Source organism: Microbacterium sp. LWH11-1.2, assembly GCF_038397745.1.
GTDB lineage: Bacteria > Actinomycetota > Actinomycetes > Actinomycetales > Microbacteriaceae > Microbacterium.
Genome location: NZ_CP151636.1, coordinates 2,249,458 through 2,274,942 on the forward strand (window position 1 = coordinate 2,249,458; position 25,485 = coordinate 2,274,942).

Genomic DNA, 25,485 nt, shown 5'->3' on the forward strand with positions numbered 1-25,485 from the left:
GAGCGGCATCCGTTCCGATCGGCGGTGCCGCCGCCGACTGTGCACAACCGGCCATGAGTGGTGGCGGTGGAGGGCGCTCACAGCTCCAGACGGTCGAGGGGCTGGGTGTCCTCGAGCAGGTGCGCGGGTGTCGCCCGGGAAGGCGCGAGGGGGAGCGTGACCGTGAACGTCGCGCCGCCGCCGGGGGTCTCCGACACCGCCACCGAGCCGTGCAGCGCCTTCACGATCGAGGCGACGATCGCGAGCCCCAGTCCGGAGCCGCCGGTCTCTCTGGCGCGTGAGGTGTCGGCGCGCCAGAAGCGCTCGAAGATCTGCTCGCGGATCTGCGGGGGGATGCCCTCGCCGTGATCGACGACCGCGATGCTCCCGGTGCCCCGTACCCGGTCGGAGTCGACGACGATCTCGATGGGGCCGTCCTCAGGCGAGAACCGCCGCGCGTTGCCGAGGAGGTTGGTGACGACCTGGCGCACCTTGTTCTCCTCGCCGAGGACGATGGGCGGGGTGCGCACGGGGGTGTCGGGAACTTCGGTGAAGTCGATCGCCGGCGGCTGCTCCGGCTGTCGCGGTCGGCGACGCAGCCGCGCCAGAGTGCCGCGGGAGAGGCCGCGCGGCGTGAGCGGAGCGGCAGCCGGGGCAGGCACGGGGGCGATCCGCACGGTCGCGGTGTCCGTCACCTCGACCGTGCGGTCGATGACCGTGACCGTGCGCCCGGGGGCCGCGGCCCGCACGTCGAGAGCGGCATCGCGGGCGATGGGGCGCAGGTCGAGCGGTTCGATCTCGGGCTCGCGTTCCTCGTCGAGGCGGGCGAGAGCGAGGAGGTCCTCGACGAGGACGCCCATCCGGATCGCCTCCTTCTCGATACGCTCCATGGCGCGCGCCGTGTCCTCCTCGCCCTGGATGGCACCCATCCGGTAGAGCTCCGCGTAGCCGCGGACGCTGACGAGCGGGGTGCGCAGCTCATGACTGGCATCGCCGATGAACCGGCGCATGTGCTGGACCGTGCGATCGCGCTGAGCGAGGGAGCGGTCCACGCGATCGAGCATGGTGTTGATGGCGCTGTTCAGGCGGCCCACCTCGGTGGTGGGCTCGAGGTCGGTGAGCCGCTGGCGGAAGTCGCCGGCGGCGATCGACATGGCGGTGGCCTCGACCTGACCCAGTCGGCGGAACGTGAGCGTGACGAGACCGCGGGTGAGGAGGGCCGCGATGAGGATCGTGATCAGCGCGATCGTGATGTAGATGCCGAAATACTGGCTGAGGATGCGATCGACCTCGGCGAGCGGCATGGCGACGACCTGGATGCGCAGTTCGCCGCCGTCGCCCGGAACCGTGGCGACGGCGGCGCGGTACACGGATGCATCCGCACCCGGAAGATCGAAGGTCGTGTCGGCCTCCGACTGCGCCTTCGCGAGGGGGTAGCTCTCCGGGAAGAGCGGTCCTGCCTCCGACGCGTCCGCGGTCGAGGCCTGCAGCACGCCGTCGGCGTCGTAGATCGCGAACGCGAAGTCACGGGGCTGCTGGTCGCGCGGCGTGTAGATCGTGTCGCCTTCGACGGTCGTCATCTCGAAGTAGCGGTCTGCGAGGTCGCTGGAGACGAGCGCCGGAAGCTGGGCGTCGATGTTCCCGACGAGTGCCGTGCGCAGGATCGGGACCGTGCCGATCCCGGCGACGAGCAGACCGAGGGCGAGCACCGCGACGGTGACGCCCGTGACCTTCGCCCGCAGGCTGGTCCGCCGCCACCAGCTGGTGACCGCATCGGGCTTGTGCGCCATGCGGTCCTCCCGGGTGCGGCGTCTGCGCCGCGGAACGGCGTCGGGGGTCGTGCGGTCGTCAGACCGTCTTGCCGACCTTGAGCATGTATCCGAAGCCGCGCTTCGTCTGGATCAGCGACTCCTCGGTGTGCGGATCGATCTTGCGACGGAGGTAGGAGATGTAACTCTCCACGATGCCGGCGTCGCCGTTGAAGTCGTACTCCCAGACGTGGTCGAGGATCTGCGCCTTCGACAGCACGCGGTTCGGGTTCAGCATCAGGTAGCGCAGCAGCTTGAACTCGGTGGGGCTGAGCTCGATCGCCTCCTTGCCGACGTGGACGTCGTGAGTGTCCTGGTCCATCGACAGCTCACCCGCGCGGATGATCGACTCCTCGTCGGCCTGCATGGTGCGGCGGAGGATCGCCTGCGCCCTGGCGACGATCTCGTCGAGACTGAACGGCTTGGTGACGTAGTCGTCGCCGCCGGCGTTGAGTCCCTCGATCTTGTCCTCGGTGCCGTCCTTCGCCGTGAGGAACAGGATCGGAGCCGTGAATCCGGCACCGCGGAGCCGCTTCGTCACGCTGAAGCCGTTCATGTCCGGGAGCATGACGTCGAGGATGATGAGGTCCGGCTCCTCCTCGAGGACGGCCGAGATCGTGGCGGCGCCGTTGGCCACCGTCTTCACCTGGAATCCGGCGAAGCTGAGACCCGTGGAGAGCAGGTCGCGGATGTTGGGCTCGTCATCGACGACCAGGATGCGCGCATCAGTCATGTCCCCATTATGGTGACTTCGGCAATGCGGATGCTGACTATTGTCCGGAACGGCGGGGTGTCGCCTCCGACGAGCCGCGAAATCCTCCCGTGGTCGGATGCGATCCACAGCCGCACCCGAGAGGATCGATGCATGAGCTCGACCGAGGACGACATCGCCGCCCCCGTACCCGTCACCGCCGCGCAGACGCCCGCGCCGGCCGAACAGATCGCCTTCCACCGTCTCGCGCGTGTGCGCCCGCGGTATCGCTGGTGGCGGGTGCTGCTCACGGGGCTCGTCGCCCTCGCGTTCTACGTGGTGCTGCTGCTGCTCCTCATGGTCCCGGTGGGCGTCGCGTCGGTGCTGGTACCGGAATGGGGCGCCGAGCTGCAGATGCTCCTGGTGACCATGGAGTACTTCGACCTCGACCGTCCCTGGCTTCTCGTGGTCCTCGTGCTGCCGCTGATCCTGATGATCCCGCCCCTCCTGCTGGCCTCGCGCATCGTCGAGGGACGCGGGGTGGGGCTGCTGTCGTCCGTGGCGGGGCGGCTGCGGCTCGGCTGGCTCGGCAGGAGCCTGCTGCTCGCCCTGGCCGTCTTCGCGGTGTACTTCGCCGTGTCCCTCGGCCTCTCGGCGGTCACGGGCACCGAGGTCGTCGCCGACTTCTCGCACCCGAACCTCTGGATCATGGTGCTGCTCGTGCTCCTGCTGATCCCCTTCCAGGCGGCCGCCGAGGAGTACGTCTTCCGGGGCTACCTGATGCAGCTCGTCGGCGGCTGGCTGCGGCATCCGGCGTTCGCGATCCTGCTGCCGGTCCCGCTGTTCGTGCTCGGCCACGGATACGACGTCTGGGGCGCGGCGAGCGTGGGGGTCTTCGCGATCGTCGCCGCCTGGCTGTGCTGGCGGACGGGCGGTCTCGAGGCGGCGATCTCGCTGCACATCGTGAACAACGTGCTCATCTTCCTGTTCGGGTCCGTCGGGATGGTCGACGCGAACGCGACCTCCGGCACTCCGGTCGATCTGCTCGCATCGACAGCGGCGATGGTCGTCTACGCGCTGCTTGCCGATCGGTGGGCGCGCCGGCTCGGCATCGCGCGAACGCTCGCTGTGGCGCCGATCCCGGCGTCGCGCGGCGCCGAGGGAACCCATCGTCTGGACACCGTGATCCACGGCTGACCGCGGGTAGCGGTCCGGAGGGGATCAGGCTGCGATCGCGTCGGCGTCCATGATCGTGTAGCTGTAGCCCTGCTCGGCGAGGAAGCGCTGGCGGTTCTGCGCGTAGTCCTGGTCGATCGTGTCGCGGGCCACGAGCGTGTAGAAGCTCGCCGTGTGGCCCGACTGCTTCGGCCGCAGCAGGCGACCGAGGCGCTGGGCCTCCTCCTGGCGGGATCCGAAGGAACCGGAGACCTGGATGGCGACGGATGCCTCGGGCAGGTCGATCGAGAAGTTCGCCACCTTCGAGACCACGAGCAGCGAGATGTCGCCCTCGCGGAACGCGCGATAGAGCTCCTCGCGTTCGTCCACGGGGGTCGCACCGGTGATCTGGGGAGCGTCCAGCGCTTCGGAGAGCGACTCGAGCTGGTCGAGGTACTGCCCGATCACCAGGATGCGCTCTCCCGGGTGCTTCGCGATCAGCTCGCGCACGGCCTGGACCTTGGCGGGAGCGGATGCCGCGAGGCGATAGCGCTCGTCGTCGGTCGCCGCCGCGTACTCGAGCCGGTCGCTCGGCGGAAGGTCGACGCGCACCTCGTAGCAGGCGGCGGGGGAGATGAACCCCTGCGCCTCGATCTGCTTCCACGGAGCGTCGAACCGCTTGGGGCCGATCAGGCTGAAGACGTCGCCCTCGCGGCCGTCCTCGCGGACGAGCGTCGCGGTGAGTCCGATCCGTCGCCGGGCCTGGAGATCGGCGGTGAGCTTGAACACCGGAGCGGGGAGGAGGTGCACCTCGTCGTACACGATGAGACCCCAGTCGAGGGCGTCGAGCAGCGCCAGATGCGCGTACTCGCCCTTCCGCTTGGCCGTGAGGATCTGGTACGTCGCGATCGTGACGGGTTTGACCTCCTTGGCCTGACCGGAGTACTCGCCGATCTCCTCGGGCGTCAGGCTCGTGCGCTTGAGCAGCTCGTCGCGCCACTGCCGGGCCGAGACCGTGTTCGTCACGAGGATCAGCGTCGTGGTCTTGGTCGCGGCCATGGCGCCGGCGCCCACGATCGTCTTGCCCGCGCCGCAGGGGAGCACCACGACGCCCGAGCCGTCCTTGGAGAAGGCGTCGACGGCATCCTGCTGGTACGGACGGATCTGCCAGCCGTCCTCGGCGAGGTCGATCTCGTGCGGGGTGCCGGGCGTGTAGCCGGCGAGGTCCTCGGCCGGCCAGCCGATCTTGAGCAGCTCCTGCTTGATCTGACCACGTGCCCACGCGTCGACGACGAATGTCGCAGGCGTCGGGTGCCCGATCAGCAGCGGCTGGATGCGCTTGTTGTTCGCGACCTGGGTCAGCACGGCGGGGTCGGACGAGCGCAGGATGAGCGTTCCCTCGTCGTCGCGCTCGATCACGAGCCGACCGTAGCGGTTGACGGTCTCCCGCAGATCGACCGCGACCGACGGCGGCACGGGGAAGCGCGACCAGCGGTCCAGCGTCTCGAGCATGTCCTCGGCGGTGTGGCCGGCGGCCCGCGCGTTCCACAGCCCGAGCCGCGTGATCCGGTAGGTGTGGATGTGCTCGGGGGCGCGCTCCAGCTCCGCGAAGATCGCGAGTTCGTGCCGGGCGCTCTCGGCGTCGGCGTGGGCGACTTCGAGCAGCACGGTGCGATCGCTCTGGACGATCAGGGGGCCATCAGACATAGCTGTCCAGTTTACCGGGCGCGAGAGGTGCGGGGCCTACGGCGCGATGATCGATGCGGCCAGGATGCTCGAGACGGGGAGGGTGCGCTCGACGTCGGCTGCCCGATCGCGTCCGCGCAGGCGGCCTCCGCCGATCCCGGTGGCCTCGAGCAGGAGTTCGCGCGTCGACCCGTCCGGCATCCCCACCGTGACCTGCAGCACGGCCTTGGCGCGGACCGCCGCTTCGAGCTCGCGGTCGAGCCATGCCGCATCGGCATCCGGGCCCTGATGGTCGCGCAGGCGCGCGATCAGTCCGTTCAGATCGCGATCGTCGGCGGGCGCGGCCGTGACGGGAAGTGCAGGATGCCGTTCCCGCACCGGGATGGCGCCGTCTGCCCCGACCAGGGTCGCCGGGTAGCGCGCGTCCGTGAGAGCCCAGTAGACGGTCTCCCGGCCGACGCGAGTGGTGAGCGACTCGGCGTGCTTCGCGAGCGCGAGCGGGCGCAGGGACTGGTCGACCGCCATGGCCTGGATGAGGTGGAGGTCGGTGCTCTCGATGCGCGTGCGGCCGGTCTCATCGTCGGTGGAGACGCGGACGAGGCCGTGCCGCTGCGCGGTCTGGGCGACCAGGTAGCTGAGCGGCTGCGGGATCCCCGTGAGGGAGATCCCCTTCAGGAACTCGAGGATCGACTCCTCGGACTCGCCGGCGACGAAGGCGTGGGCCATCGACTCCGCGGTGAAGCGGTACGACGACGCCTGCGCAGCTGACTCGCGGGCGGCGATGGCGCGGAGGCGCACGTCGAGCGCGGGCTCGAGCGGTCCCGGCGCGATCGCGGTGAGATCGTTCTGCAGGAAGATGCGATCGACCTCGGCGGGGAGCAGGCGGACGAGCGCGGCAGGGTCGACATCCTCGCCGCGACGCACGGACGCCGCCCATTCGGGTTCGGTGCCGTCCTCCGCGACCAGGCCGAGAAGGCGCGCCGCCTCGCGCAGGAGGCGGGAGCGCTCCGGCCACGACGGATCCCACGGATGCGCGAGCGGCCAGGCCTCAGGGGGAATCCACCCGCCGCTCGGGGCGCGGACGCCGCGCGGAAGCGCGGCGCGGAAGCTCGTCACGAGGACGGTCCAGCGATCCGCGACGGAGGATCGCAACCAGGTCTCCGCCGAGGCCGTGGTGCGCAGCCGACGGTCCGCGGTGACCGCGAGTCCGGCGTCGAGGGCGATGGAGAGGAGCGTGTCGACGATGTCGGCCGAGATCCCCGAATCCGCGAGCTGGCGCTTCTCGCCGGCGCTGATGCTGCCGCCGGCGAGCAGCGCGAACGGTGTCTCGCGGGCGACGAGCAGCACATCGGCGAGCACGGCGACCGTGGTGAACGCTCGCTCCGCCGCGTGCGCGGCCGCGGTCTCCGCTGCCTGCCCCGGGGCTGCGACCTCGTCGACCTCGGCGACGGAGCGCCCGGCGAGCACCGACGCGAGCGGGGCATAGGGGGTGCCGTCCGGTCGGAGGAGTGCGAGTGCCGTGAGCGCATCGCGTTCGCGGCCGGCATCCTCGCCGTCGGTCGCTCGGAGCAGGGCCGCCGCCTCGGCGGCGGTGAGGGAGGGGAGGAGCTTCGTCAGGGCGGACGCATCGAGCAGCGCCTCTGCGGCGTCGAAGAAATCCTGCCACGCGACATCCGGCCGCACCCCGCGGGACGACAGGAGGTGCCGCAGTGCGTCATCGCTCGACGCGGCCAGCCAATCCGCCAGCGGTCGTGCGTGTGTGCTCATGGGCGCTGCCTCAGGAACGCGATGCCGCGCGACCCTTTCGGATGAAGCTCATCACGAGCAGCGCGATGATCATGACGAAGGCGACCGGCAGTCCCCAGAACGGGATCGCGGCGATCACCGGCCACAGTCCCTCGCCGAAGGCGGACTGGTCCATGCCGACGGCGGTGCCGATGATGATGGCGAAGAAGCAGATCACGGATGCCGCCGCGATTCCGAGCGCGGAGAACGCGAGGATGCGATCCACCCGGCGGACGGGAATCTCCGGTTCGGAATTCTGCGTGCTCATCCGTCTCACCCTACTCGCACCGTGGCCTCGATTCCGCCGGTCCGGCGACCGGTAGGCTGGGAGAGCGCGCGCAACTGCCTGCGCACTCTTCTGCATACCGATTTCAGCGAGGTTCTCCCATGCCCACCGGCAAGGTCAGGTTCTACGACGAAGACAAGGGTTTCGGCTTCATCGCCAGCGATGACGGCCAGGACGTCTTCCTGCACGCCTCAGCGATGCCCACCGGCACCGCGGTGAAGGCGGGAGCGCGCGTGGAGTTCGGAGTGGCGGACGGCAAGCGCGGTCTGCAGGCGCTCTCGGTGCGCGTGCTCGAGGCACCGCCGAGCCTGTCCAAGGCCAAGCGGATCCCGGCCGATGACATGGCGATCATCGTCGAGGACCTCGTGAAGCTCCTCGACACCATCGGCGGAGACCTGCGTCGCGGACGCTATCCGTCGTCCGGACACGGCCGCAAGATCGCGGCCGTCCTGCGCAAGGTCGCCGATGACCTCGAAGCCTGACGCCGACGCGCGTCTCCTCGACGCCCACGATCTCGCGCTGGACGCCCTCCGCGAGATCACTCCCGCGACCTCGATCGGCCCCGCCGCGGGTTACCTCCTGGAGGACGACGGGTCGGTCTCGCTGCGGTTCGAGAACCGGCTTCCCGGCTATCCCGGGTGGTACTGGACCGTGACGGTCGCCCGCGTCGACGACGCGGAGCCGACCGTGCTCGAGGTCGAGCTGCTCCCCGGTGACGGCGCCCTGCTCGCACCCGAGTGGGTCCCGTGGGCCGAGCGCCTCGCGGACTACCGTGCGCACCAGGTCGAGCTCGCCGAGCAGGCGGCCGCCGAGGCCGCCGAGTCCGGCGAGGCCCTGGACGACGATGCCGATGACATCGACGAGGACGCGGAAGAACTCGACGACGACGATCTCGAGGACGACGACGAAGAGGACGGCCACGCCACGGTCCTCCACGCCGGCGACGTCGACGGGGTCGACATCGACGAGCTCGACCCGAGCGTGTCCGACGAGGACTCGACGGATGACGGCTTCGACGAGGATGAAGACGACGCCGAGGAAGACGACGCGGACGAAGACCTCGACGACGATGCCGACGAGGACGACTCCGACGACGAGGAGTGACGCCGGCGCTCAGGCGCCGATGTTCTCCAGTACGTAGTCGAGCGAACGGGTCAGCTGACGGATGTCGTCCGGCTCGATCGAGACGAAGGTCGCCACGCGGAGCTGGTTGCGACCGAGCTTGCGGTACGGCTCGGTGTCGACGATCCCGTTGGCGCGCAGCGTCTTCGCGATCGCCGCCGCGTCGATGCTCTCGTCGAAGTCGATCGTGACGACCACCGGCGAGCGGTGTGCGACGTCGGCGACGAACGGCGTCGCGACGGCAGATGCCTCGGCCCAGTCGTACAGCGCCGAGGAGGACTCCGAGGTGCGGCCGGCGGCCCACGCGAGTCCGCCGTGGTCGAGGATCCAGCGGAGCTGGCTGTCGAGCAGGTGGAGCGTGGTGAGGGCCGGGGTGTTGAGCGTCTGGTTCAGGCGCGAGTTGTCGACCGCGTTCTTCAGGCTGAGGAACTCGGGGATGTAGCGGTCGGACGCGGCGATCCGCTCGATCCGCTCGATCGCGGCGGGGGAGACGGCGGCGAACCAGAGTCCTCCGTCGGATCCGAGGTTCTTCTGCGGGGCGAAGTAGTACACGTCGGCCTGAGTCACGTCGAAGTCGATGCCTCCGGCGGCGCTGGTCGCGTCGATGACGGTGAGGGCGCCTTCCGCGCGGACGCGCTCCACCGGAGCGGCGACGCCCGTGGACGTCTCGTTGTGCGGCCAGGCGTACACGTCGACGCCTTCCACGACCTCGGCGTTCGCACGGGAGCCCGGCTCGGACTTGCGCACGTCGGGGGCCTCGAGCCACGGGGCGCCCGCGGCGGCCGCGAACTTGCCGCCGAACTCCCCGAACACGAGGTTCTGGCTGCGGCGCTCGATGAGGCCGAAGGCGGCCGCGTCCCAGAAGGCCGTGGAGCCGCCGTTGCCGACGAGGATCTCGTACCCCTCCGGAACGCGGAACAGGGCGGCGAGCTGCTCGCGCACGCTGCCGACGAGGTTCTTCACGGGCGCTTGACGGTGGGATGTCCCGAGGATCGCCGCCCCCGACGAGAGAAGCGCCTCGAGCTGCGCGGGGCGCACCTTCGAGGGGCCGCAGCCGAAACGACCGTCAGCGGGCAGGAGGTCACCGGGAATCTCGATCGCCATGCGTCGATTCTAGGGGGCGCGCGGCATCCTTCCCCGCCGACGGCGGATCCGATGTCCGTCCGGGAATGTAGGCTTGCCTAAGAATCTCGGAGGGCCTGCACATGACCGATCTGATCGACACCACGGAGATGTATCTCCGCACCATCCTCGAGCTCGAGGAGGAGAACATCGTGCCCCTGCGCGCGCGCATCTCCGAGCGCCTCGGGCACTCCGGACCCACGGTCTCGCAGACCGTCGGTCGCATGGAGCGCGATGGGCTGGTCGTCGTCTCCGAGGACCGCACCCTCGAGCTCACCGACGCCGGGCGGCGCAAGGCCGTCGACGTCATGCGCAAGCACCGTCTCGCCGAGCGTCTCCTGTCCGATGTCATCGGGCTGGACTGGGCGTTCGTGCACGAGGAGGCCTGTCGCTGGGAGCACGTGATGAGCGAGCAGGTCGAGCGTCGCCTCGTCGAGCTCCTCGGCCACCCCACGGAGTCCCCCTACGGCAACCCGATCCCGGGCCTCGACCAGCTCGGCGACCTGCCGGCGCGCACCTTCGACGAGGGCGTCATCGGCCTGGTCCAGAAGCTGAACGCGGCGGGCGCGCCCATCGACGGCACGGTCCGCCGTCTCGCCGAACCCGCTCAGGTCGATCCGGAGCTGCTGGAGCAGCTGCGCGATGCCGGCGTCATGCCCGGCGCGCACGGCGACTTCCGCTTCAGCGAGGGCTACGTCCTGATCCAGATGGACGGCAAGGAAGACGGGCTGGAACTGCCCGTCGAGCTCGCCTCGCACATCTTCCTGGTCGGCGAACCGGCCTGATCCACGCGGAAAGTCAGGGCTCTGCGTCGATTGCCAGGTTCCCAGGGTGACATGATCGTTATCTTCCGGTAACCTCGGTCAAGTCGTCAGCGAAGAAGCCCGCTGGCGATGACCCGCGAAGATCGCCTTCCAGGCTCGTCGTCTTCACGGCAGGAACGCACAAAGTACCCGAGCTACATTCGTGCCACGAGAACGAGAGTGCCGACGAGCCAGCGCTACCCGAAAGCGCGAGGGCCCAGGAGGACAAAGTTTTGGCCGCAGACATCGAACCGACCGCGAAGACATCTGAAGACCGAGTTCCCGCCCGCCGCACCGGTGCGCGGGTGACGGCTCGCAAGGCCGTCAAGCCCCTCCGATCCGTCGCCATCTTCGCGGCCGTCGGTGCTCTGGTCGCCGCCGTCGCCCTTCCCGCCTACGCGGCGAGCAAGCCGGCAGAGGCTTCGACCACCGTCCAGCAGCTCGCGGCCGTCGACGCGCAGTCGCTCGTCGTCGCCTCGCAGGCCACCGCAGCGCCGCTCAACCGCGGAACCTTCACGGCGACGACGCCGGAGGAGATCGAGAAGAAGAAGGCAGAGGCCGCAGCCGCCGCACGTGCAGCGGCAGCCTCGCCCACGACCGCGAACTTCAACACCGCAGGCTACGCGCTGGTCTCACCCGGATCCGGGGAGGTGCGCTATCCGCTGCCTCCCGGCTCCTACACGGAAGGCCGCACGATCGGCGGCGGCCACAACGGCGTCGACATGCTCGCGCCTGCCCTCACCCCGATCTACGCCACGGCGGCGGGCGTCGTCCGTGCGTCGGCCGAGAGCATCGGCGGCTACGGCGTCTGCGTCATGATCGACAGCGTCGTGGGCGGGCAGCAGGTCCAGAGCACCTACGGTCACATGACCTACGGCTCGCGTCAGGTCGAAGAGGGCCAGACCGTCTCCGCCGGACAGCTGATCGGCTACGTCGGCAGCACCGGAAGCTCGACCGCCAACCACCTCCACTTCGAGGTGTGGATCAACGGCGGAATCGTCGAGCCCTACTCCTGGCTCGCGGCGAACGCCGGCTAATCCGCGGACACGCCTCCGTCCGTTCATCTCTCGTTTCGCCTCCCATCCAGCTGGATGGGTTAGCCTGAACCCGTTGTCGTACTGGCGGGAGAGGCAGATGGAGCGAATATCGAGCATCCGAACCATGGATGCCCTCGGTCGTCACGTCCTTCTGCATAGCCCGCAGGGATGCCACGGCGTTGCCGTGCGCGAAAGGCGCTGTCTGTAGACAGCGCCTTTTTTCGTCCCTGCGAACGCTCTGCCGCCTGCGCGACCTCGTGTGAGTCGAGAGTGCCGGGAAGCCGTCCCGGCGGATCGAGAGGATGACGAATGCGCACACTGGTCCTGAATGCCGGATACGAGCCGTTGGCGATCGTGTCGTTCAAGCGAGCGCTCGTGCTCGTGATGAACGACAAGGCCACGGTGATCGAACGCGTGGAAGACGATCCCGTCTGGGGGAGTCACGGCGTCTACGAACGCCCCGCGGTGATCATCCTCTCCCGCTACGTGCGGGTGCCGAAGAGCAGACGGGTGCCGGTGACCAGACGGGGCGTCCTCCGCCGTGACAACCACCGCTGCGGGTACTGCGGCAAGGCCGCATCCACCATCGACCACGTGCTCCCTCGCTCGCGCGGCGGCGCGGACTCCTGGGAGAACCTCGTCGCCTGCTGCCTGCGCTGCAACAACGTCAAGAGCGATCGGACGCCGCAGGAGATGCGCTGGCAGCTGCGGTTCACTCCCCGCCCGCCGCACGGCACCGCCTGGACCGTTCGCGGGACCGAGCGCAGCGACCCTCGGTGGGAGCCGTATCTCGCCCTCGCGGCGTGAAGAGTCGGGCGGACGCACCCGGAGACGGAGGAAGGGCCGCCCGTGAGGGCGGCCCTTCGCGTTCCGTGCCCGCGACAGGATTCGAACCTGCGACCTGCCCTTTAGGAGAGGGCTGCTCTATCCCCTGAGCTACGAGGGCGCGGTTCAAGTCTAGGCGACCGATCGGGCGCCCCCGCCGCTAATCCTGCCCGCGCCGCCACAGCTTCGAGGGCCACCAGATGGCCTTGCCGATGTCGTATGCGAGCGCAGGCACCAGGAGCGAGCGCACCACGAACGTGTCCAGCAGCACGCCGAACGCGACGATGAACGCGAGCTGCACCAGGAACAGGATCGGGATGACCGAGAGCGCCGCGAACGTCGCGGCGAGCACGAGCCCGGCCGAGGTGATCACTCCGCCGGTGATCGAGAGTCCGCGCAGGACGCCCTCGCGGGTGCCGTGCGCCTTCGACTCCTCCCGCACACGGGTCATCAGGAAGATGTTGTAGTCGATGCCCAGGGCGACGAGGAACACGAAGCCGAAGAGCGGGACGGCGGGATCGGCTCCGGGGAACTGGAAGACCCCGTTGAACACGAGCGCCGAGACGCCCATCGCCGTGCCGAAGGAGAGCACCGTGGTCAGGATCAGCAGCACCGGTGCGAGGACCGACCGCAGCAGCAGCATCAGGATGAACATGATCACCACGAGGATGACCGGGATGATGAGGTTCCGGTCGTGGATCGACGCGTCGTTCGTGTCGATCGAGGTCGCGGTCACTCCGCCGACGAGCGCATCCAGCTCGCTCAGCTCGGAGCGCAGCTCGCGGACCGTCGCGGCCGCGGCCTCGGAGTCCGCGGCATCCGTGAGCGTCGCCTGGAGCAGGACGTCGCCGTCGACGACCGTCGGCTCCGGGGCCGGTGTCCCCGGAGGACCGACGGCGGTCAGCCCGTCCTCTGTCACGGTCGCCGTGCCGCTGGGCGAGTCCGCCGCGGTGACGGACACCCCGTCGATGCCGTCGCTCGCGAGCAGCACGTCGGCGGCATCCTGGAGCCGGTCCTCGGCCACCACGACGTAGGCCGGGCTGCCGGACCCGCCGGGGAAGTGCTCGCCCAGGGCGGCCTGACCGTCGCGCGCCTCGGACGCCCCGAGCACGAGGTCGGACTGCGGGATGCCGACGGCATCGAGCTGGGTGACGCCGGCCGCGCCCACGAGGAGCACGACGGTCGTGGCGATCCAGATCGCGCGAGGGCGGCGTTTGATGAGGCCAGCCAGCCGCGCCCACAGCCCCGTCGTCCGCATGCCGTGCTCCGCCTCGACGACCTCGGGTTCGAACTTCGGGCGGCGCGGCCAGAAGACCGCGCGACCGCACAGCAGCAGCAGCGCGGGCAGCAGGGTGAGCGCCGCGAGCATCGCGAACACGATGCCGATGGCGGCCACGGGGCCGAGCGTGCTGTTCGACTTCAGGTCGCTGAGCAGCAGGCACAGCAGGCCGGCGATCACAGTGCCGCCCGACGCCACGATCGGCTCGAAGGAGCCCCTCCACGCGGCGGAGACGGCGGCGCCCTTGTCCTGGACGACGCGGAGCTCCTCGCGGAATCGTGCGACGAAGAGCAGGGCGTAGTCGGTCGCCGCGCCGATCACGAGGATGAACAGGATGCCCTGGGTCTGACCGCTGAGCAGCAGGATCTCGAACTTCGCCAGCCACCACACCACCAGCAGTGCGACGCAGAGCGCGAACAGGCTGGTCGACAGCACCACGAGCGGCAGCAGGAACGAGCGGTACACGAGCACGAGGATCACCAGCACGGCGAGGAGCGCGACGCCCAGCAGGAGCCCGTCGATGCCGGAGAAGCCGGCCACGAGGTCGGCGCTGAAGCCGGCAGGACCGGTGATGTAGACCGTGATGCCCTCGGGCACGGCACCGCGAAGCTCCTCGCCGAGGGCGGCGGTGGCGTCCGCGAGCTCGGCATCGCTCTGGATCGGGATGAACGCCTGCACGGCGCGCCCGTCTTCGGAGGGGAGCGCGGGGGAGACCTCGTCGCCGATCCCCTCCACGGAGGGCGCGTCGGCGACGGCATCCGAGATCGCGTCGAGCTCGCTCGCGGTGAGCTCCTCCTCGGACGTGAACACGGCGATGGCGGGGATGGAGTCGCTGTCGTTGAACTCGCCGAGCAGCTTCTGCACCTGGGTGGCGTCGGCGGACTCGGGGAGGTAGGTCGTCTGATCGTTGGACGACACCTCGTCGACCTTGCCGAACAGCGGTCCGCCGAGCGACGCGCCGACGAGCCAGACGAGGATCAGCGCCACCGGGATGAACACGCGCACCCAGGAGTGTCGTCGTGAGCGCTCTCGGGTCGGCGGAGCAGGGTCGTGATCAGGGCGGGACATCGGGGGCCTTTCGGAGGGCTGCGGTTCGGGAATCAGGAGACCCACGCGAGGATGAGGATCATCGTCGCGAGGAAGCCGGAGAAGTAGTTCAGGGCGATGAAGCGCCGCCACGCGCGGTTCGTGGTCGCGGAGGTGTCATCCGTGACGTTCCACCAGGGCGCGGCGTTCACGACATAGGGCAGCGCGAGGAGCGCGGCCAGCGGCCCCGGCCAGGACGTCAGGAGCATGGCGGCGCCCGCGACGACCCAGAGGCCCAGCGACAGCCGCACCGTCGCGCGCGCGCCGATGACCGTGGCGATCGAGGAGATCCCGGCCTCGCGATCCGGGCCGATGTCCTGCACCGCGCCGAACGCGTGCGCGGCCATCCCCCAGAGGAAGAACGCGGTGAGCGTCAGCACGGCGGCCGCGGTGACGTCGGCACCGGCGAGGGCGAGGCCGACGACGGCGGGACTGACGAAATGCGTGCTCGAGGTCAGCGAGTCGAGGAAGGGCCGCTCCTTGAAACGCAGGACAGGGGCGGAGTACGCGATCACGGCGAAGACGCTCACCGCCAGCCAGATCCAGGATGCCGGGTTCCCGACGATCACGAGATAGGCGAGGAAGGGGATGTTGGTCAGGGCGGCGGCCCAGAGCGTCGCGCGATGGATGCGGGGCGCGAGCAGGGCGCCCTCGATGCCGCCCTTGCGCGGGTTGGCGAGGTCGGAGGCGTAGTCGAAGACGTCGTTGATCCCGTAAATCGCGAGGTTGTAGGGGATCAGGAAGTACAGCGTGCCGATCACCAGCGTGAGGTCGATCTCGCGGGTGCTGAGCAGATAGGCCGCGGCGAACGGGAACGCGGTGTTGATCCAGCTGATCGGCCGCGACGAGAGGACGATCTGCGCGATGTCGCGCCCGATGCTGCGGGCGGCCGATGCCTCGGCGCTCATGCCTGCTGCTCCCCGTGGTCCGCGCTGCGGGCGTCCCGCTCGCGTCGCCGGGCGCGTAGCGCGGTCCACAGCGGCGGGAGGAGCAGGGCGCCGGCGAGGGGGTAGGCGAAGTCCTCGATCGGCGCCAGGCCGATGTGTAGACCCAGCAGATGTGCGGGCGAGTAGTGGAACAGACCGGTCGCGATCATCACGGTGTCGAACACGGCCGTCAGCGCGAAGAGGGCGAGGATCGTCAGCGCGACGGCGGCCGGGCGGGGGCCGCGACGACGGGATGCCACGGTCAGGACGATTCCGCAGACGGCGGCGACGGCGAGGAAGCACGCGGCGAGCTGGAGATAGGTCACGGTCGCCGCTCCTGCGCCTCGCGTCGCGCACCGAGATGCGCCAGGATCCGGACGGCTCCGGTGTAGAGGATCATCGTGCACAGGACGAGGAAGAGGAGGAATACGGGTTCCTCGATCGGCAGCTCCGGAGCCAGCACGATGCCCGTCGCGATCGTCGCCTCTCCGCGGAAGAAGATCCCGCCGGCGATGCCGGCCACGTCCCAGACCAGGAAGAACACGAATCCGACGATGGTGACGATCGTGGCCGACAGCGCATCGCGCCAGAAGAAGAGGCGGAATCGCCGGTCGAGCAGCAGCATGCAGCCGGAGAACAGGATCAGCGCGCCCAGGTAGAGCACGCCCATCAGCCGGACTCCCCGCGCACGGGCTCCCGCACGGGCTCGCGGAGCGGGCCGGCGGAGTGATCGCCGCGCACGCGCTTCAGCACGATCTCGGCGCTGATGAGGCACATCGGGACGCCCACGCCCGGTGCGGTCGTGCCGCCCGCGTAGTAGAGGCCGCGCACGCGGCGCGAGGCGTTCTGCGCGCGGAACATCGCACTCTGACTGAGGATGTGCGCGGGCCCCAGCATCCCCCCGCGCCAGGAGTTGTAGTCGTCGCGGAAGTCGGCGGGTCCGATCGTCTCGCGGACGACGATGCGCTCGCGGAGATCGGGCACGTCCGCCCATGTCGCGATGAGGTCGATGGCGGCGTCCGCCGCGCGTTCGACCTGCGGCGATCCGGCGCCGTCGGAGCCGCCGTGCCCGAGGTCGACGTCCGCGGGCACGGGGACCAGCACGAAGAGGTTCTCGTGGCCGGGCGGGGCGACATCGGCGTCGGTCGCGCTCGGGCGGCAGACGTACGTCGACGCGGGGGAGGGGACGGAGGGGCTGTCGCCGAAGATCGCGTCGAAGTTCGCGTTCCAGTCGTCGGTGAAGAAGAGGGAGTGGTGCGGGAGCTCGGGGAGGGGACCACGGACGCCGAGCATCACGAGCACGCCGCCGGGTCCGCTGGTCCGGCGCTCCCACCAGGATTCCGGGTACGACCGCAGAGCCGGAGGGAGCAGAGCCGTCTCGGTGTGGTGCAGGTCTGCCGCCGAGACCACGATGTCGGCGCTCTCGAGGTGCTCGGCGCCGGTCGCGTCGGACCAGGTCACACCGGAAGCCACGGGTCCGTCCGGTCCGTCCTGTGTGCGGATGCCGGTGACCTGCGCTCCCGTGATGACGCGGACCCCGGCGTCGCGGGCCAGCTCGCCGATGCGCTCGACCACCCGCCAGAAGCCTCCCTGCGGGTAGCTCACGCCCTGGTCGAGATCGAGTGCGCTCATCAGGTGGTACATGGCCGGTGCGCTGCGCGGATCCGTGCCGAGGAAGACCGCGGGGTATCCGAGGATCTGACGGATGACCGGGTGGCGGAAGCGGTGGGCGGCGAACGACTGCAGCCGGGTGCCGAGCAGCGAGAACAGCCGGGGGAGTGCACGCAGCACCTCGGGCGCGGTCAGGGTCCGGAGCCGCGTGAACGGGTTGTACAGGAAGTACTTCTCGGCCATGGTGCTCGCCTCGTGCGCGGAGTCGAGGTAGGCGTCGAGAGCGGCCGCGGACCCGGGTTCGAGGGACTCGAAGAGCCGGGAGACGGCCGCGCGCCCCGCCGGGACGGTGACGGGGCCCGCCGAGACGTCGGGAGACCGGAAGACGCGGTAACCCGGATCCAGGAGCGCGAGATCGAGCTGCGCCTCGGTGGTCGTGCCCATCATCGCGAAGAAATGGTCGAACACCTCCGGCATGAGATACCAGGACGGGCCGGAGTCGAACCGGAAGCCGTCGCGTTCGACGGTCCCGGCGCGTCCGCCGATCCTCTCGTTCTTCTCGAGCACGACGACATCGTGCCCGTCGCGCGCCAGCAGCCCGGCAGCGGCGAGGCCGGCCACTCCCGCGCCGATCACCACCACGCGGCTCATCGGTCGCGCTCCAGTGCGGTGACGATGAGGGCGCGTGCTGCAAGACCTGCCTTGATCGGGTCGGGAACCCGGACCCGCCGGCGGTACAGCACCTCGACGGGCGTGCGGGCGACGCGCTGCGTGAGGGCGGCGAACAGGGCCAGCGCGCTGCGCACGGCCGCGCGGGCGTCTTTGGGGAGGAGGGGGATCGCGGCGCGGGCGTCGTCGAGCTGTCGACGCACTGTGCCGACCCACGCATCGCGATCGGCGTCGGTGAGCCGGTTCGTGCCGCCCAGGTAGCCGCGATGGAGCCGATCGGTGTCATCGGCCAGGTCCCGGAGGAAGTTCACGTTCTGGAAGGCGGCTCCCAGCTGGCGCGCGCCGCGGACGAGGATCTCGTGCTCCTGGGGCGTCCGATCCTCCCCGCGCAGGAAGACCTGCAGGCACATGAGCCCGACGACCTCCGCCGAGCCGTACACGTAGTTAGCATGCGCATCGGCGTCGTAGGAGGCGAAGCCGGCGTCCGCGGCGATGTCCGCTGTCATCGAGTCGAAGAAGGGCTGCGTCAGATCCTCGCCGATCGAGCATTCCCGCGCGGTGCGGGCGAAGGCGTGGAGGATGAGATCGCTGCTGTAGCCGCTGCGCATCGAGCGATGGGTCTCGGCGATGTACGAGGCGAGCGCCGCGGACTGGGCCGAGACGTCGAGGCCGGCCTCCGCCGCGACGCCGTCGACGATCTCGTCGGCGATCCGCACCATGGCGTAGATGTTGCGCACGTGCTGGCGGTGGCGCTTCCCGAGGAGGCGGGTCGCGAGCCCGAACGAGGTCGAGTACGCGCGGATCACGTCGGTCGTCGCGATCTCGGCCGTGCGGTTGAAGCGTCGGAGAGCGCCGTCTGCGCGTTCGTCGGTCATACCGTGCGGCCTTCGATGCGAGACGTGAGGCCGAGGATCGTCCGCCCGGCCGCCGGGGAGATGGTGCCCGCCGACTCGGCCTCGCCGAGCACAGTCGACACCGCGCCGAGCTGCTCCTGCACGAGGCTCCTGACGAATCGCTCCGCACCGCACTCGCGGAGGCGATCGCGGATATCGGCGGCGTCCGCATCGCTCAGGTCCATCGAGCCGAAGCGCAGCTCGATGCTCGGCCAGTGGCCGGTCATGCGCGCGTAGGCGATGATCGCGGTCTCCTTGCCCTCACGCAGATCCGAGAAGGCGTCTTTGCCGTGCGCCTCCGGGTCGCCGAACACCGAGAGCAGGTCGTCCTGCAGCTGGTAGGCGAGCCCGAGGTGCCGGCCGATCGCGGTGAGCTGCTCCTCGGCAGCCGGCGACGAGCCGGCGAGAACGGCGGCGGCGCGCAGAGGGAGGACGAAGGAGTACGTCGCCGTCTTGTACGCGCTGGTCGAGAGGATGGTGCGCAGGTCCGGAGCGATGATGCCGTCGCTCAGGCCGATGTCGGTGTGTTCGCCGGCGACCGTCTCGAAGATCGTCTGCTCCAGCAGGGCGAGCAGGCGCACCCGCGCGTCACTCGAGACGTCGGTGCGTGCGAATCCCAGGACGGCGGAGGCGAGGAGCAGATCGCCCATGAGGATCGCGCTCGAGCGCGCCCAGTGCAGTGCCGGCTCCGCGGGCTCGGTCGATCGGCGCTCGACGAGCGAGCCGATCAGATTCGGGCGCCGGCGGCGGATCAGGTCGCCGTCGATCACGTCGTCGTGGAGCAGGAAGGCGAAGTGCAGCAGCTCGACATGCACCGCGACGTCGATGGCGCGCTCGACCTCGGCGGGCGAGAGGCCCGACGGCGTCAGGCTGCGCAGCAGATCGATCAGCAGCCGGGGTCGGATCAGCTTTCCGCCGAGGGCGTGCTCGGCGGCCGCCTGCCACAGCGCGACGAACTCTGTGCCGTAGTGCTCGGCGGCGGCGCTGCGCTCGGAGAAGCGACGCCTCAGCGCCTCTTCGATCCGGGTGCCGAGATCCTCCTCCGTCGCCGTGGTGGTCATGGCTCAGATCTCTCCGATGGCGCGGAGGAGGGGAAGCTGTTCGCCCATCCACGGGCTGAACGCGAACGGCGCATTGCCCGCCGCCTCGATGAGCGCGTCGGCGTCGACCCATGTCCACTCCGCGACCTCGTCCGGGTCGGCGAGGGGATCGCCGTCGACGGCGGCGACATGCACGGGGCAGACCTCGTTCTCCACGATGCCGCTCGCGTCGACCGCCCGGTAGCGGTAGTCGGGGAGGACGACGCGAAGATCGTCGACCTGCAGACCGAGTTCGCCGAGGCCGTGTCGCCGGACCGCGGCGGTCATCTCCTCGCCGGGACGCGGGTGACCGCAGAAGCTGTTCGTCCAGACCCCCGGCCAGGTCCGCTTGCTCAGAGCGCGTCGCGTGGCGAGCACGCGTCCGCGGGCGTCGAAGACGTAGCAGGAGAACGCGAGGTGCAACGGTGTGTCCACGGTGTGGACTTCGCTCTTCGGCCGGGTGCCGATCGCCGTCCCGTCCTCCGCGAGGAGTGTCACGTGATCCACGACACCTCTTTCCTCCGATTTAGCTAACTAAGCGAGTAATCAACTTAGCATGAAACTCTTCGTGTGTAACATGATCGCATGGACTCGGAGGCCGGCACCACCCCGCACGCCGCCTCGGCGACCTCCGCAGGCACGCCCGACGGCCTGAGCCACGCCGCGATCTACGACGTCGAGGCCAGCGACCCGCGGAGCAGCCTGATCGACCGGAGCGGCGTCCCACCCGAGGACCTGCGGCAGATCGCCGCGGTGATGGAGGCCCTGGCCGGGCTGCGCGACGCCGAGCAGCGCCTGTCGCAGGCGTCTCGGCGATACATGCGACTCAACGAGACCGACATGCGCGCGCTGCACTACCTCATCGTCTGCGCCAACCGGAACCTCGTGTCGACGCCCAGCGGGATCGCACATCACCTCGGGATCTCGACCGCGGCGACCACGAAGCTGCTCGACAGACTCGAGAACGGCGGGCACATCCATCGGGCGCCGCACCCGACGGATCGTCGGGCACTCGCGATCACGATCACGCCGGAGACGCGCCATGCGGCGATGGAGACGGTCGGGCGTCAGCAAGCCAAGCGGTTCTACGCCGCCGCCCGGCTGAGCAGGGAGGAGCGAGACCTCGTGATCCGCTTCCTCGCCGACATGACCGATGAGATCACGCTCCGCGACGAGCCCTGGTTGACCAGGACGGCGGACTAGACCCTTCCGCCAGAGCATGCTCCGGCAGAAGGGCGGGCGTCAGTGCGCCGCGTTGTAGGCGTCGACGATCGGGGCCGGGATGCGGCCGCGCTCGGAGAGGGTGTAGCCGTTCTTGTTCGCCCAGGCGCGGATCGCCGCGACCTCGGGGTTGCGCGCCGGGCGCTTGCGCGGGGCCGAAGCCCGAGCGGCGCCGGAGGTGCCGGCGCGGCGTCCTGCCGAGATGTACGGCTCGAATGCCTGGCGCAATTCCTCGACATGTGCGGAATTGAGGTCGATCTCGTACGAGGTGCCGTTGAGCGAGAAATGCACGGTCTCGCCTTCGCCGACCTCCAGCACGCTGCCGTCGATATCGTCTACCAGCTGGTGCACAATTCTTCTCGCCATGGAATTGACACTACCTCCGGGATAAAGCGGAGGACAAGAGGATCGCGGAATACGGCGATTATCAGTGACTCGTGTCGATCAGCTTCAGGCCGACAATGCACCCGACCAGCCCCATCAGCAGCAGAATGCGCAGCCAGGAGATCTCGGTGTCGCCGGTGATCATCGCCCAGATGACGGTGAGGGAAGCTCCGATCCCGACCCATACGGCATAAGCGGTACCCGTCGCGATGTCCTTCATCGCGAAGGCGAGTCCGACCATCGACAGGGCGAGTCCGACGAAGAAGATGATGCTCGGCCAGAGCTTCGTGAGCCCCTCGGACTTTCCGAGTGCTGTGGCCCAGACGGCCTCGAGGACTCCGGAGACGATGAGTACGATCCACGACATGATCGGTCCTTTCGGACCAGTCTTTTCGCTCACCGGGTACTGGTCTGCCTCGTCCGGGGCCGGAGTTCTCCGACCACGACCGATGCTAGCGGAGGCGGCTGGGCAGGGCCTGGGCAGTGCGGGCAGGCGTCACGGGAGCAGACCGGCGCGTCGCGCCCGGGTGACGGCGGAGTGGCGCGTGGACGCATCGAGCTTCGACATCGCCGTTCCGAGGTAGGCCTTGACGGTCCCCTCGCGAAGTCCCAGCTGCGCGGCGATCTCCGCGTTGGTCGAGCCGAGCGCGGCGCAGGCGAGCACATCGGTCTCCCGGGGGGAGAGATGCACGGTCGGCACGGGGCCGGTGACGACCGGTACGGCGTCGCCCGCCAGAGTGACGAGGCGCCGCTCGACCTGGGCGATCCGGGCGCGGAGCTCCGGATCGTCGACGTCGGCGGCGATGCTGCGGAGCTCGGCGAAGCTCTCCCTCAGCTCCTCGCGCTGCGGGGCGGGAACCGCCTCTGCTCCCGGAGCGGATGCCCGGAGCCGGCGCTGGACCTCGTCGCGGATGCGCAGCTCATCGGCGACCGACTGCGCGACCTGCATCGCCGGGGCGGTCGTGACGCCGCCCACCTGCTCCTCATCCCACGCGCCGGCATAGAGCACTCCGCGCGGTCGACCGTGCACCACGATCGGGAGGGCGAGAAGCGTGCGCAGCCCCTCTCCCAGCACGAACACGTCGTAGTCGTGGGTGATCTGCTGCGAGGACCCGTAGTCGCTCGTCATCCGAGGGCGGAGCTCCATCATGGCTCGGCCGCCGAGGCCGCGCTCCGGGCGGACCCGCAGACCGTCGAGAGAGCGGGTGCGGTTTCCGACGATGCTCGTGACGCTGACCACGCCCTCCTCGATGAGCCCGCCGAAGGCCACGGGAAAGCGCGTACGCCGGGCGAGCTCGCGCACCGCGTTGGCGACGAGTTCGCCTTCGGATTCGATGGCGACGGGTGAGCTCACGACTACCTACTTTCGGGGGTGACGGCACCGTTCCCCGTTTCGTAGCGTCGACCCTATCACCCGCAGGACCCCGTCGTGCGGGCACCGGACATGTGGCAAGGAGGCCCCATGAGCGACCAGATCCCCGCGGATTCGAACAGCGCGATCGATTACATCGCGATCGAGGAATCACCGAGATTCCGAACTCTGAAACGCACGCAGCGATCCTTCATCTTCCCTCTCGCCGCGTTCTTCCTTCTCTGGTATTTCGCCTACGTGCTGCTCGCCGCATTCGCGACCGAATTCATGGCGCAACGCGTCTGGGGGGATATCACCGTCGGATTGCTCCTCGGACTGGGGCAGTTCGTCACGACCTTCGCGATCACCATGGCCTATGTGTCCTTCGCGAATCGGAAGATCGATCCGCTGGCGACGGAGATCCGTGAAGAGCTCGAGAAGGCGCAGGGCCACGCATGAACATCGTCCCCTCGGCGACCGAGACGGTCGTCATCGAGAGCAACCCCGTCCTCAACATCTCGATCTTCCTCGCCTTCGTCGCGGTGACGCTCTTCATCGTCATCCGGGCCAGCCGCAACAACAAGACCGCGGCCGACTACTACGCGGCAGGGCGCTCGTTCACCGGTCCGCAGAACGGCTTCGCGATCGCGGGTGACTACCTGTCGGCGGCATCCTTCCTCGGCATCTGCGGCGCGATCGCGATCAACGGATACGACGGCTTCCTCTACTCCATCGGCTTCCTGGTGGCATGGCTCGTCGCGCTGCTGCTCGTGGCGGAACTGATGCGCAACACGGGGAAGTTCACGATGGCGGACGTGCTCTCCTTCCGCCTCAAGCAGCGCCCCGTGCGGATGGCGGCGGCGATCACCACGCTCGCGGTGTGCTTCTTCTACCTGCTCGCGCAGATGGCGGGCGCGGGCGGGCTGGTCTCCCTGCTGCTCGGCATCGACGGCCGGCTCGGTCAGTCGATCGTGATCGCCGTGGTCGGCGTCCTGATGATCGTCTACGTGCTGATCGGCGGCATGAAGGGAACGACGTGGGTCCAGATCGTCAAGGCCTTCCTGCTGATCGGCGGGGCGCTCGCGATGACGATCTGGGTGCTGGCCATCCACGGCTTCAGCCTCAACACGCTTCTCGAAGCGGCCGTGGCGAACTCCGACAAGGGCGACGCGATCCTGGCGCCGGGGCTGCAGTACGGCGCGAACCCCTGGGACTTCCTGTCCCTCGGCATGGCGCTCGTGCTCGGCACGGCCGGTCTGCCGCATGTGCTGATGCGGTTCTACACGGTGCCGACGGCGAAGGAGGCCCGGCGTTCGGTCGTCTGGGCGATCTGGCTGATCGGCGGGTTCTACCTGCTGACCCTCGTGCTCGGCTACGGCGCAGGCGCGCTGGTCGGTGCCGACGTGATCGCGGCGGCCCCCGGCGGAGTCAACTCCGCGGCGCCGCTGCTCGCCCTGCAGCTCGGAGGGCCCGTGCTCCTCGGCTTCATCTCGGCGGTGGCGTTCGCGACCATCCTCGCGGTGGTCGCCGGCCTCACGATCACGGCGGCGGCGTCGTTCGCTCATGACATCTACGCGAACGTGATCCAGAAGGGGAAGAAGGATGCCGCGGGCGAGCCCGTGGAGGCCGACCCGAACGCCGAGGTGCGCGTCGCACGTCGGACGGTGATCGTCATCGGCATCCTGGCGATCATCGGCGGAATCGGGGCACAGGGGCAGAACATCGCGTTCCTCGTCGCACTGGCCTTCGCCGTCGCGGCATCCGCCAATCTCCCGACGATCCTCTACTCGCTCTTCTGGCGGCGCTTCTCGACCCGTGGCGCGGTGTGGAGCATGTACGGCGGGCTCGGGTCGGCGATCCTCCTGATCGTCCTGTCGCCGGTGTTCTCCGGGACGCCGACGTCGATGATCCCCGGGATCGACATCGCGATCTGGCCGCTGAACAACCCCGGCATCGTGTCCATCCCGCTCGGCTTCCTGCTGGGCTGGCTCGGCACCGTCACGAGCAGTCGGAAGGAGTCGCCGCAGCTCGCCGCCGAGATGGAGGTGCGTTCGCTCACCGGCTTCGGGGCCGAGAAGGCGACGGAGCACTGACCTCGGGAGCCTCGAGCACGTGGACCCGGCGGCCTACTCGCCGGGTCCACGTCGTCTCGGGGGAGGCGTCGGTCAGCGGGACTCGAGGTCCAGCAGGAACGTCTTGCGCTCCGGGTGCGCGCCGTAGTGACCTGGCGTCCCGTCGGAGCGCACGACGCGGTGCACGGGGACGATGATCGAGAACGGCGTCAGGCGGCAGGCGGTGCCGACCGCCCGCGCCGCTCCGGGGTGACCGGCGAGCACGGCGACCTCGCCGTAGCTGAGCGTCTCGCCCCACGCGATGCCGCAGATCGTCTGCAGGGCGAGCAGGGGGAATCCCTCGACCAGCCGCCAGTCGAGACGGAGGTGATCCTCGAAGCGGACCGGTTCCCCGTCGAAGTACGCCGCGAGCAGGTGGGCCAGCTCGTCGGCCGCGCCGGGGTCGGGCTCCGGCATCGCGTGCAGCTGCCGCGCCACGCCCTCGAGGAGCCAGGGCACCGAGGGGTCTTCGGATTCGGAGAGGTCGAAGCGCACGATGCCCTCGTCGGAGAACACCGCGAGAGCATCCCCGAACGGCGTGGGTGCGAAGTCGTAGCGGAAGGTCATGCATCCATA

27 protein-coding genes, 1 tRNA gene and 1 riboswitch are annotated in these 25,485 nt (G+C 69.5%); of the genes, 9 read left to right on the plus strand and 19 right to left on the minus strand.

Annotated features, from left to right (window positions below):
• Positions 1-77: 77 nt before the first annotated feature.
• On the minus strand, positions 78-1,769 hold the full coding sequence (locus MRBLWH11_RS10895) for a HAMP domain-containing sensor histidine kinase (RefSeq protein WP_341944883.1): 1,692 nt from the start codon (positions 1,767-1,769) through the stop codon (positions 78-80).
• Positions 1,770-1,827: 58 nt separating this feature from the next.
• Entirely contained in the window at positions 1,828-2,520 is a 693-nt protein-coding gene (locus tag MRBLWH11_RS10900; protein WP_116635886.1) for a response regulator transcription factor, read from the minus strand.
• A 132-nt stretch (positions 2,521-2,652) separates the two neighbouring features.
• Between MRBLWH11_RS10900 and MRBLWH11_RS10905 the strand changes: the two genes are divergently transcribed.
• Complete coding sequence (locus tag MRBLWH11_RS10905) at positions 2,653-3,675, plus strand: CPBP family intramembrane glutamic endopeptidase (RefSeq protein ID WP_341944884.1); 1,023 nt, start codon at positions 2,653-2,655, stop codon at positions 3,673-3,675.
• A 24-nt stretch (positions 3,676-3,699) separates the two neighbouring features.
• Here the strand turns inward: MRBLWH11_RS10905 and MRBLWH11_RS10910 are convergent, their stop codons facing one another.
• From MRBLWH11_RS10910 to MRBLWH11_RS10920, 3 genes are read right to left on the minus strand one after another with little or no spacing between them, the layout of a single operon-like run.
• Entirely contained in the window at positions 3,700-5,340 is a 1,641-nt protein-coding gene (locus MRBLWH11_RS10910; RefSeq protein WP_341944885.1) for a DNA repair helicase XPB, read from the minus strand.
• 36 nt (positions 5,341-5,376) lie between these two features.
• A complete protein-coding gene (locus MRBLWH11_RS10915; RefSeq protein ID WP_341944886.1) occupies positions 5,377-7,086 on the minus strand; it encodes a helicase-associated domain-containing protein in 1,710 nt (569 codons plus the stop codon).
• A gap of 10 nt (positions 7,087-7,096) precedes the next feature.
• Positions 7,097-7,372, minus strand: coding sequence for a multidrug ABC transporter ATPase (locus MRBLWH11_RS10920; RefSeq protein ID WP_116635890.1), 276 nt, complete (start codon positions 7,370-7,372; stop codon positions 7,097-7,099).
• Positions 7,373-7,491: 119 nt separating this feature from the next.
• Here MRBLWH11_RS10920 and MRBLWH11_RS10925 point away from each other — a divergent pair, with 119 nt between their 5' ends.
• Positions 7,492-7,872 carry a cold shock domain-containing protein gene (locus MRBLWH11_RS10925; protein WP_116635891.1) on the plus strand — a complete coding sequence of 127 codons (381 nt, stop codon included), beginning with the start codon at positions 7,492-7,494 and terminating at the stop codon, positions 7,870-7,872.
• Complete coding sequence (locus tag MRBLWH11_RS10930; protein WP_341944887.1) at positions 7,856-8,494, plus strand: DUF3027 domain-containing protein; 639 nt, start codon at positions 7,856-7,858, stop codon at positions 8,492-8,494. Before MRBLWH11_RS10925 ends, MRBLWH11_RS10930 begins: the two co-directional genes overlap by 17 nt.
• 9 nt (positions 8,495-8,503) lie before the next feature.
• Here MRBLWH11_RS10930 and serC read toward each other — a convergent pair whose 3' ends face one another.
• Positions 8,504-9,616 carry a phosphoserine transaminase gene (gene serC, locus MRBLWH11_RS10935; protein ID WP_116635893.1) on the minus strand — a complete coding sequence of 371 codons (1,113 nt, stop codon included), beginning with the start codon at positions 9,614-9,616 and terminating at the stop codon, positions 8,504-8,506.
• Positions 9,617-9,717: 101 nt separating this feature from the next.
• Here serC and MRBLWH11_RS10940 point away from each other — a divergent pair, with 101 nt between their 5' ends.
• From MRBLWH11_RS10940 to MRBLWH11_RS10950, 3 genes are all read left to right on the plus strand, one after another.
• The gene (locus MRBLWH11_RS10940; RefSeq protein WP_116635894.1) at positions 9,718-10,419 is read left to right on the plus strand and encodes a metal-dependent transcriptional regulator; all 702 of its coding nucleotides are present in this window, start codon (positions 9,718-9,720) and stop codon (positions 10,417-10,419) included.
• Between the two features lie 323 nt (positions 10,420-10,742).
• Entirely contained in the window at positions 10,743-11,474 is a 732-nt protein-coding gene (locus tag MRBLWH11_RS10945) for a M23 family metallopeptidase (protein WP_341944888.1), read from the plus strand.
• Between the two features lie 309 nt (positions 11,475-11,783).
• A complete protein-coding gene (locus MRBLWH11_RS10950) occupies positions 11,784-12,281 on the plus strand; it encodes an HNH endonuclease (RefSeq protein WP_116635896.1) in 498 nt (165 codons plus the stop codon).
• A gap of 66 nt (positions 12,282-12,347) precedes the next feature.
• On the opposite strand, the gene MRBLWH11_RS10955 is transcribed toward MRBLWH11_RS10950, so the two are convergent.
• From MRBLWH11_RS10955 to idi, 9 genes are all read right to left on the minus strand, one after another.
• A tRNA-Arg gene (locus MRBLWH11_RS10955) sits at positions 12,348-12,420 on the minus strand.
• Positions 12,421-12,459: 39 nt separating this feature from the next.
• Positions 12,460-14,646 carry an MMPL family transporter gene (locus MRBLWH11_RS10960; protein WP_341944889.1) on the minus strand — a complete coding sequence of 729 codons (2,187 nt, stop codon included), beginning with the start codon at positions 14,644-14,646 and terminating at the stop codon, positions 12,460-12,462.
• Positions 14,647-14,678: 32 nt separating this feature from the next.
• Positions 14,679-15,572: a prenyltransferase gene (locus tag MRBLWH11_RS10965; RefSeq protein WP_341944890.1), complete on the minus strand. Its 894-nt coding sequence runs from the start codon at positions 15,570-15,572 to the stop codon at positions 14,679-14,681.
• Positions 15,569-15,916 carry a lycopene cyclase domain-containing protein gene (locus MRBLWH11_RS10970; protein WP_341944891.1) on the minus strand — a complete coding sequence of 116 codons (348 nt, stop codon included), beginning with the start codon at positions 15,914-15,916 and terminating at the stop codon, positions 15,569-15,571. Before MRBLWH11_RS10970 ends, MRBLWH11_RS10965 begins: the two co-directional genes overlap by 4 nt.
• Entirely contained in the window at positions 15,913-16,260 is a 348-nt protein-coding gene (locus MRBLWH11_RS10975) for a lycopene cyclase domain-containing protein (RefSeq protein WP_341944892.1), read from the minus strand. Before MRBLWH11_RS10975 ends, MRBLWH11_RS10970 begins: the two co-directional genes overlap by 4 nt.
• Entirely contained in the window at positions 16,260-17,852 is a 1,593-nt protein-coding gene (gene crtI, locus MRBLWH11_RS10980) for a phytoene desaturase family protein (RefSeq protein ID WP_341944893.1), read from the minus strand. The genes MRBLWH11_RS10975 and crtI overlap by 1 nt, the downstream gene beginning before the upstream one ends.
• Complete coding sequence (locus MRBLWH11_RS10985) at positions 17,849-18,745, minus strand: squalene/phytoene synthase family protein (RefSeq protein ID WP_116635902.1); 897 nt, start codon at positions 18,743-18,745, stop codon at positions 17,849-17,851. The genes crtI and MRBLWH11_RS10985 overlap by 4 nt, the downstream gene beginning before the upstream one ends.
• On the minus strand, positions 18,742-19,824 hold the full coding sequence (locus MRBLWH11_RS10990) for a polyprenyl synthetase family protein (protein WP_116635903.1): 1,083 nt from the start codon (positions 19,822-19,824) through the stop codon (positions 18,742-18,744). The genes MRBLWH11_RS10985 and MRBLWH11_RS10990 overlap by 4 nt, the downstream gene beginning before the upstream one ends.
• Positions 19,825-19,827: 3 nt before the next feature.
• Positions 19,828-20,349, minus strand: coding sequence for an isopentenyl-diphosphate Delta-isomerase (gene idi / locus MRBLWH11_RS10995; RefSeq protein ID WP_341944894.1), 522 nt, complete (start codon positions 20,347-20,349; stop codon positions 19,828-19,830).
• Between the two features lie 78 nt (positions 20,350-20,427).
• Here idi and MRBLWH11_RS11000 point away from each other — a divergent pair, with 78 nt between their 5' ends.
• Positions 20,428-21,045: a MarR family transcriptional regulator gene (locus MRBLWH11_RS11000; protein WP_341944895.1), complete on the plus strand. Its 618-nt coding sequence runs from the start codon at positions 20,428-20,430 to the stop codon at positions 21,043-21,045.
• 39 nt (positions 21,046-21,084) lie between these two features.
• On the opposite strand, the gene MRBLWH11_RS11005 is transcribed toward MRBLWH11_RS11000, so the two are convergent.
• The 3 genes from MRBLWH11_RS11005 to MRBLWH11_RS11015 form a co-directional block, all read right to left on the minus strand.
• Positions 21,085-21,429 carry an Lsr2 family protein gene (locus tag MRBLWH11_RS11005; RefSeq protein ID WP_116635906.1) on the minus strand — a complete coding sequence of 115 codons (345 nt, stop codon included), beginning with the start codon at positions 21,427-21,429 and terminating at the stop codon, positions 21,085-21,087.
• A gap of 61 nt (positions 21,430-21,490) precedes the next feature.
• Positions 21,491-21,814, minus strand: coding sequence for a multidrug efflux SMR transporter (locus tag MRBLWH11_RS11010; protein WP_341944896.1), 324 nt, complete (start codon positions 21,812-21,814; stop codon positions 21,491-21,493).
• Between the two features lie 11 nt (positions 21,815-21,825).
• A riboswitch (guanidine-III (ykkC-III) riboswitch) is annotated at positions 21,826-21,891 on the minus strand.
• A gap of 52 nt (positions 21,892-21,943) precedes the next feature.
• On the minus strand, positions 21,944-22,801 hold the full coding sequence (locus tag MRBLWH11_RS11015; protein ID WP_116635908.1) for a LuxR C-terminal-related transcriptional regulator: 858 nt from the start codon (positions 22,799-22,801) through the stop codon (positions 21,944-21,946).
• A 108-nt stretch (positions 22,802-22,909) separates the two neighbouring features.
• On the opposite strand from MRBLWH11_RS11015, the gene MRBLWH11_RS11020 reads away from it, so the two are divergent.
• Both MRBLWH11_RS11020 and MRBLWH11_RS11025 read left to right on the plus strand, forming a co-directional pair.
• The gene (locus MRBLWH11_RS11020) at positions 22,910-23,257 is read left to right on the plus strand and encodes a DUF485 domain-containing protein (RefSeq protein ID WP_341947823.1); all 348 of its coding nucleotides are present in this window, start codon (positions 22,910-22,912) and stop codon (positions 23,255-23,257) included.
• Entirely contained in the window at positions 23,254-24,891 is a 1,638-nt protein-coding gene (locus MRBLWH11_RS11025) for a cation acetate symporter (RefSeq protein ID WP_116635910.1), read from the plus strand. The genes MRBLWH11_RS11020 and MRBLWH11_RS11025 overlap by 4 nt, the downstream gene beginning before the upstream one ends.
• 72 nt (positions 24,892-24,963) lie before the next feature.
• Here MRBLWH11_RS11025 and MRBLWH11_RS11030 read toward each other — a convergent pair whose 3' ends face one another.
• Positions 24,964-25,476 (minus strand): methylated-DNA--[protein]-cysteine S-methyltransferase, encoded by a 513-nt coding sequence (locus MRBLWH11_RS11030; RefSeq protein WP_116635911.1) that lies wholly within the window; start codon positions 25,474-25,476, stop codon positions 24,964-24,966.
• Between the last annotated feature and the right edge of the window lie 9 nt (positions 25,477-25,485).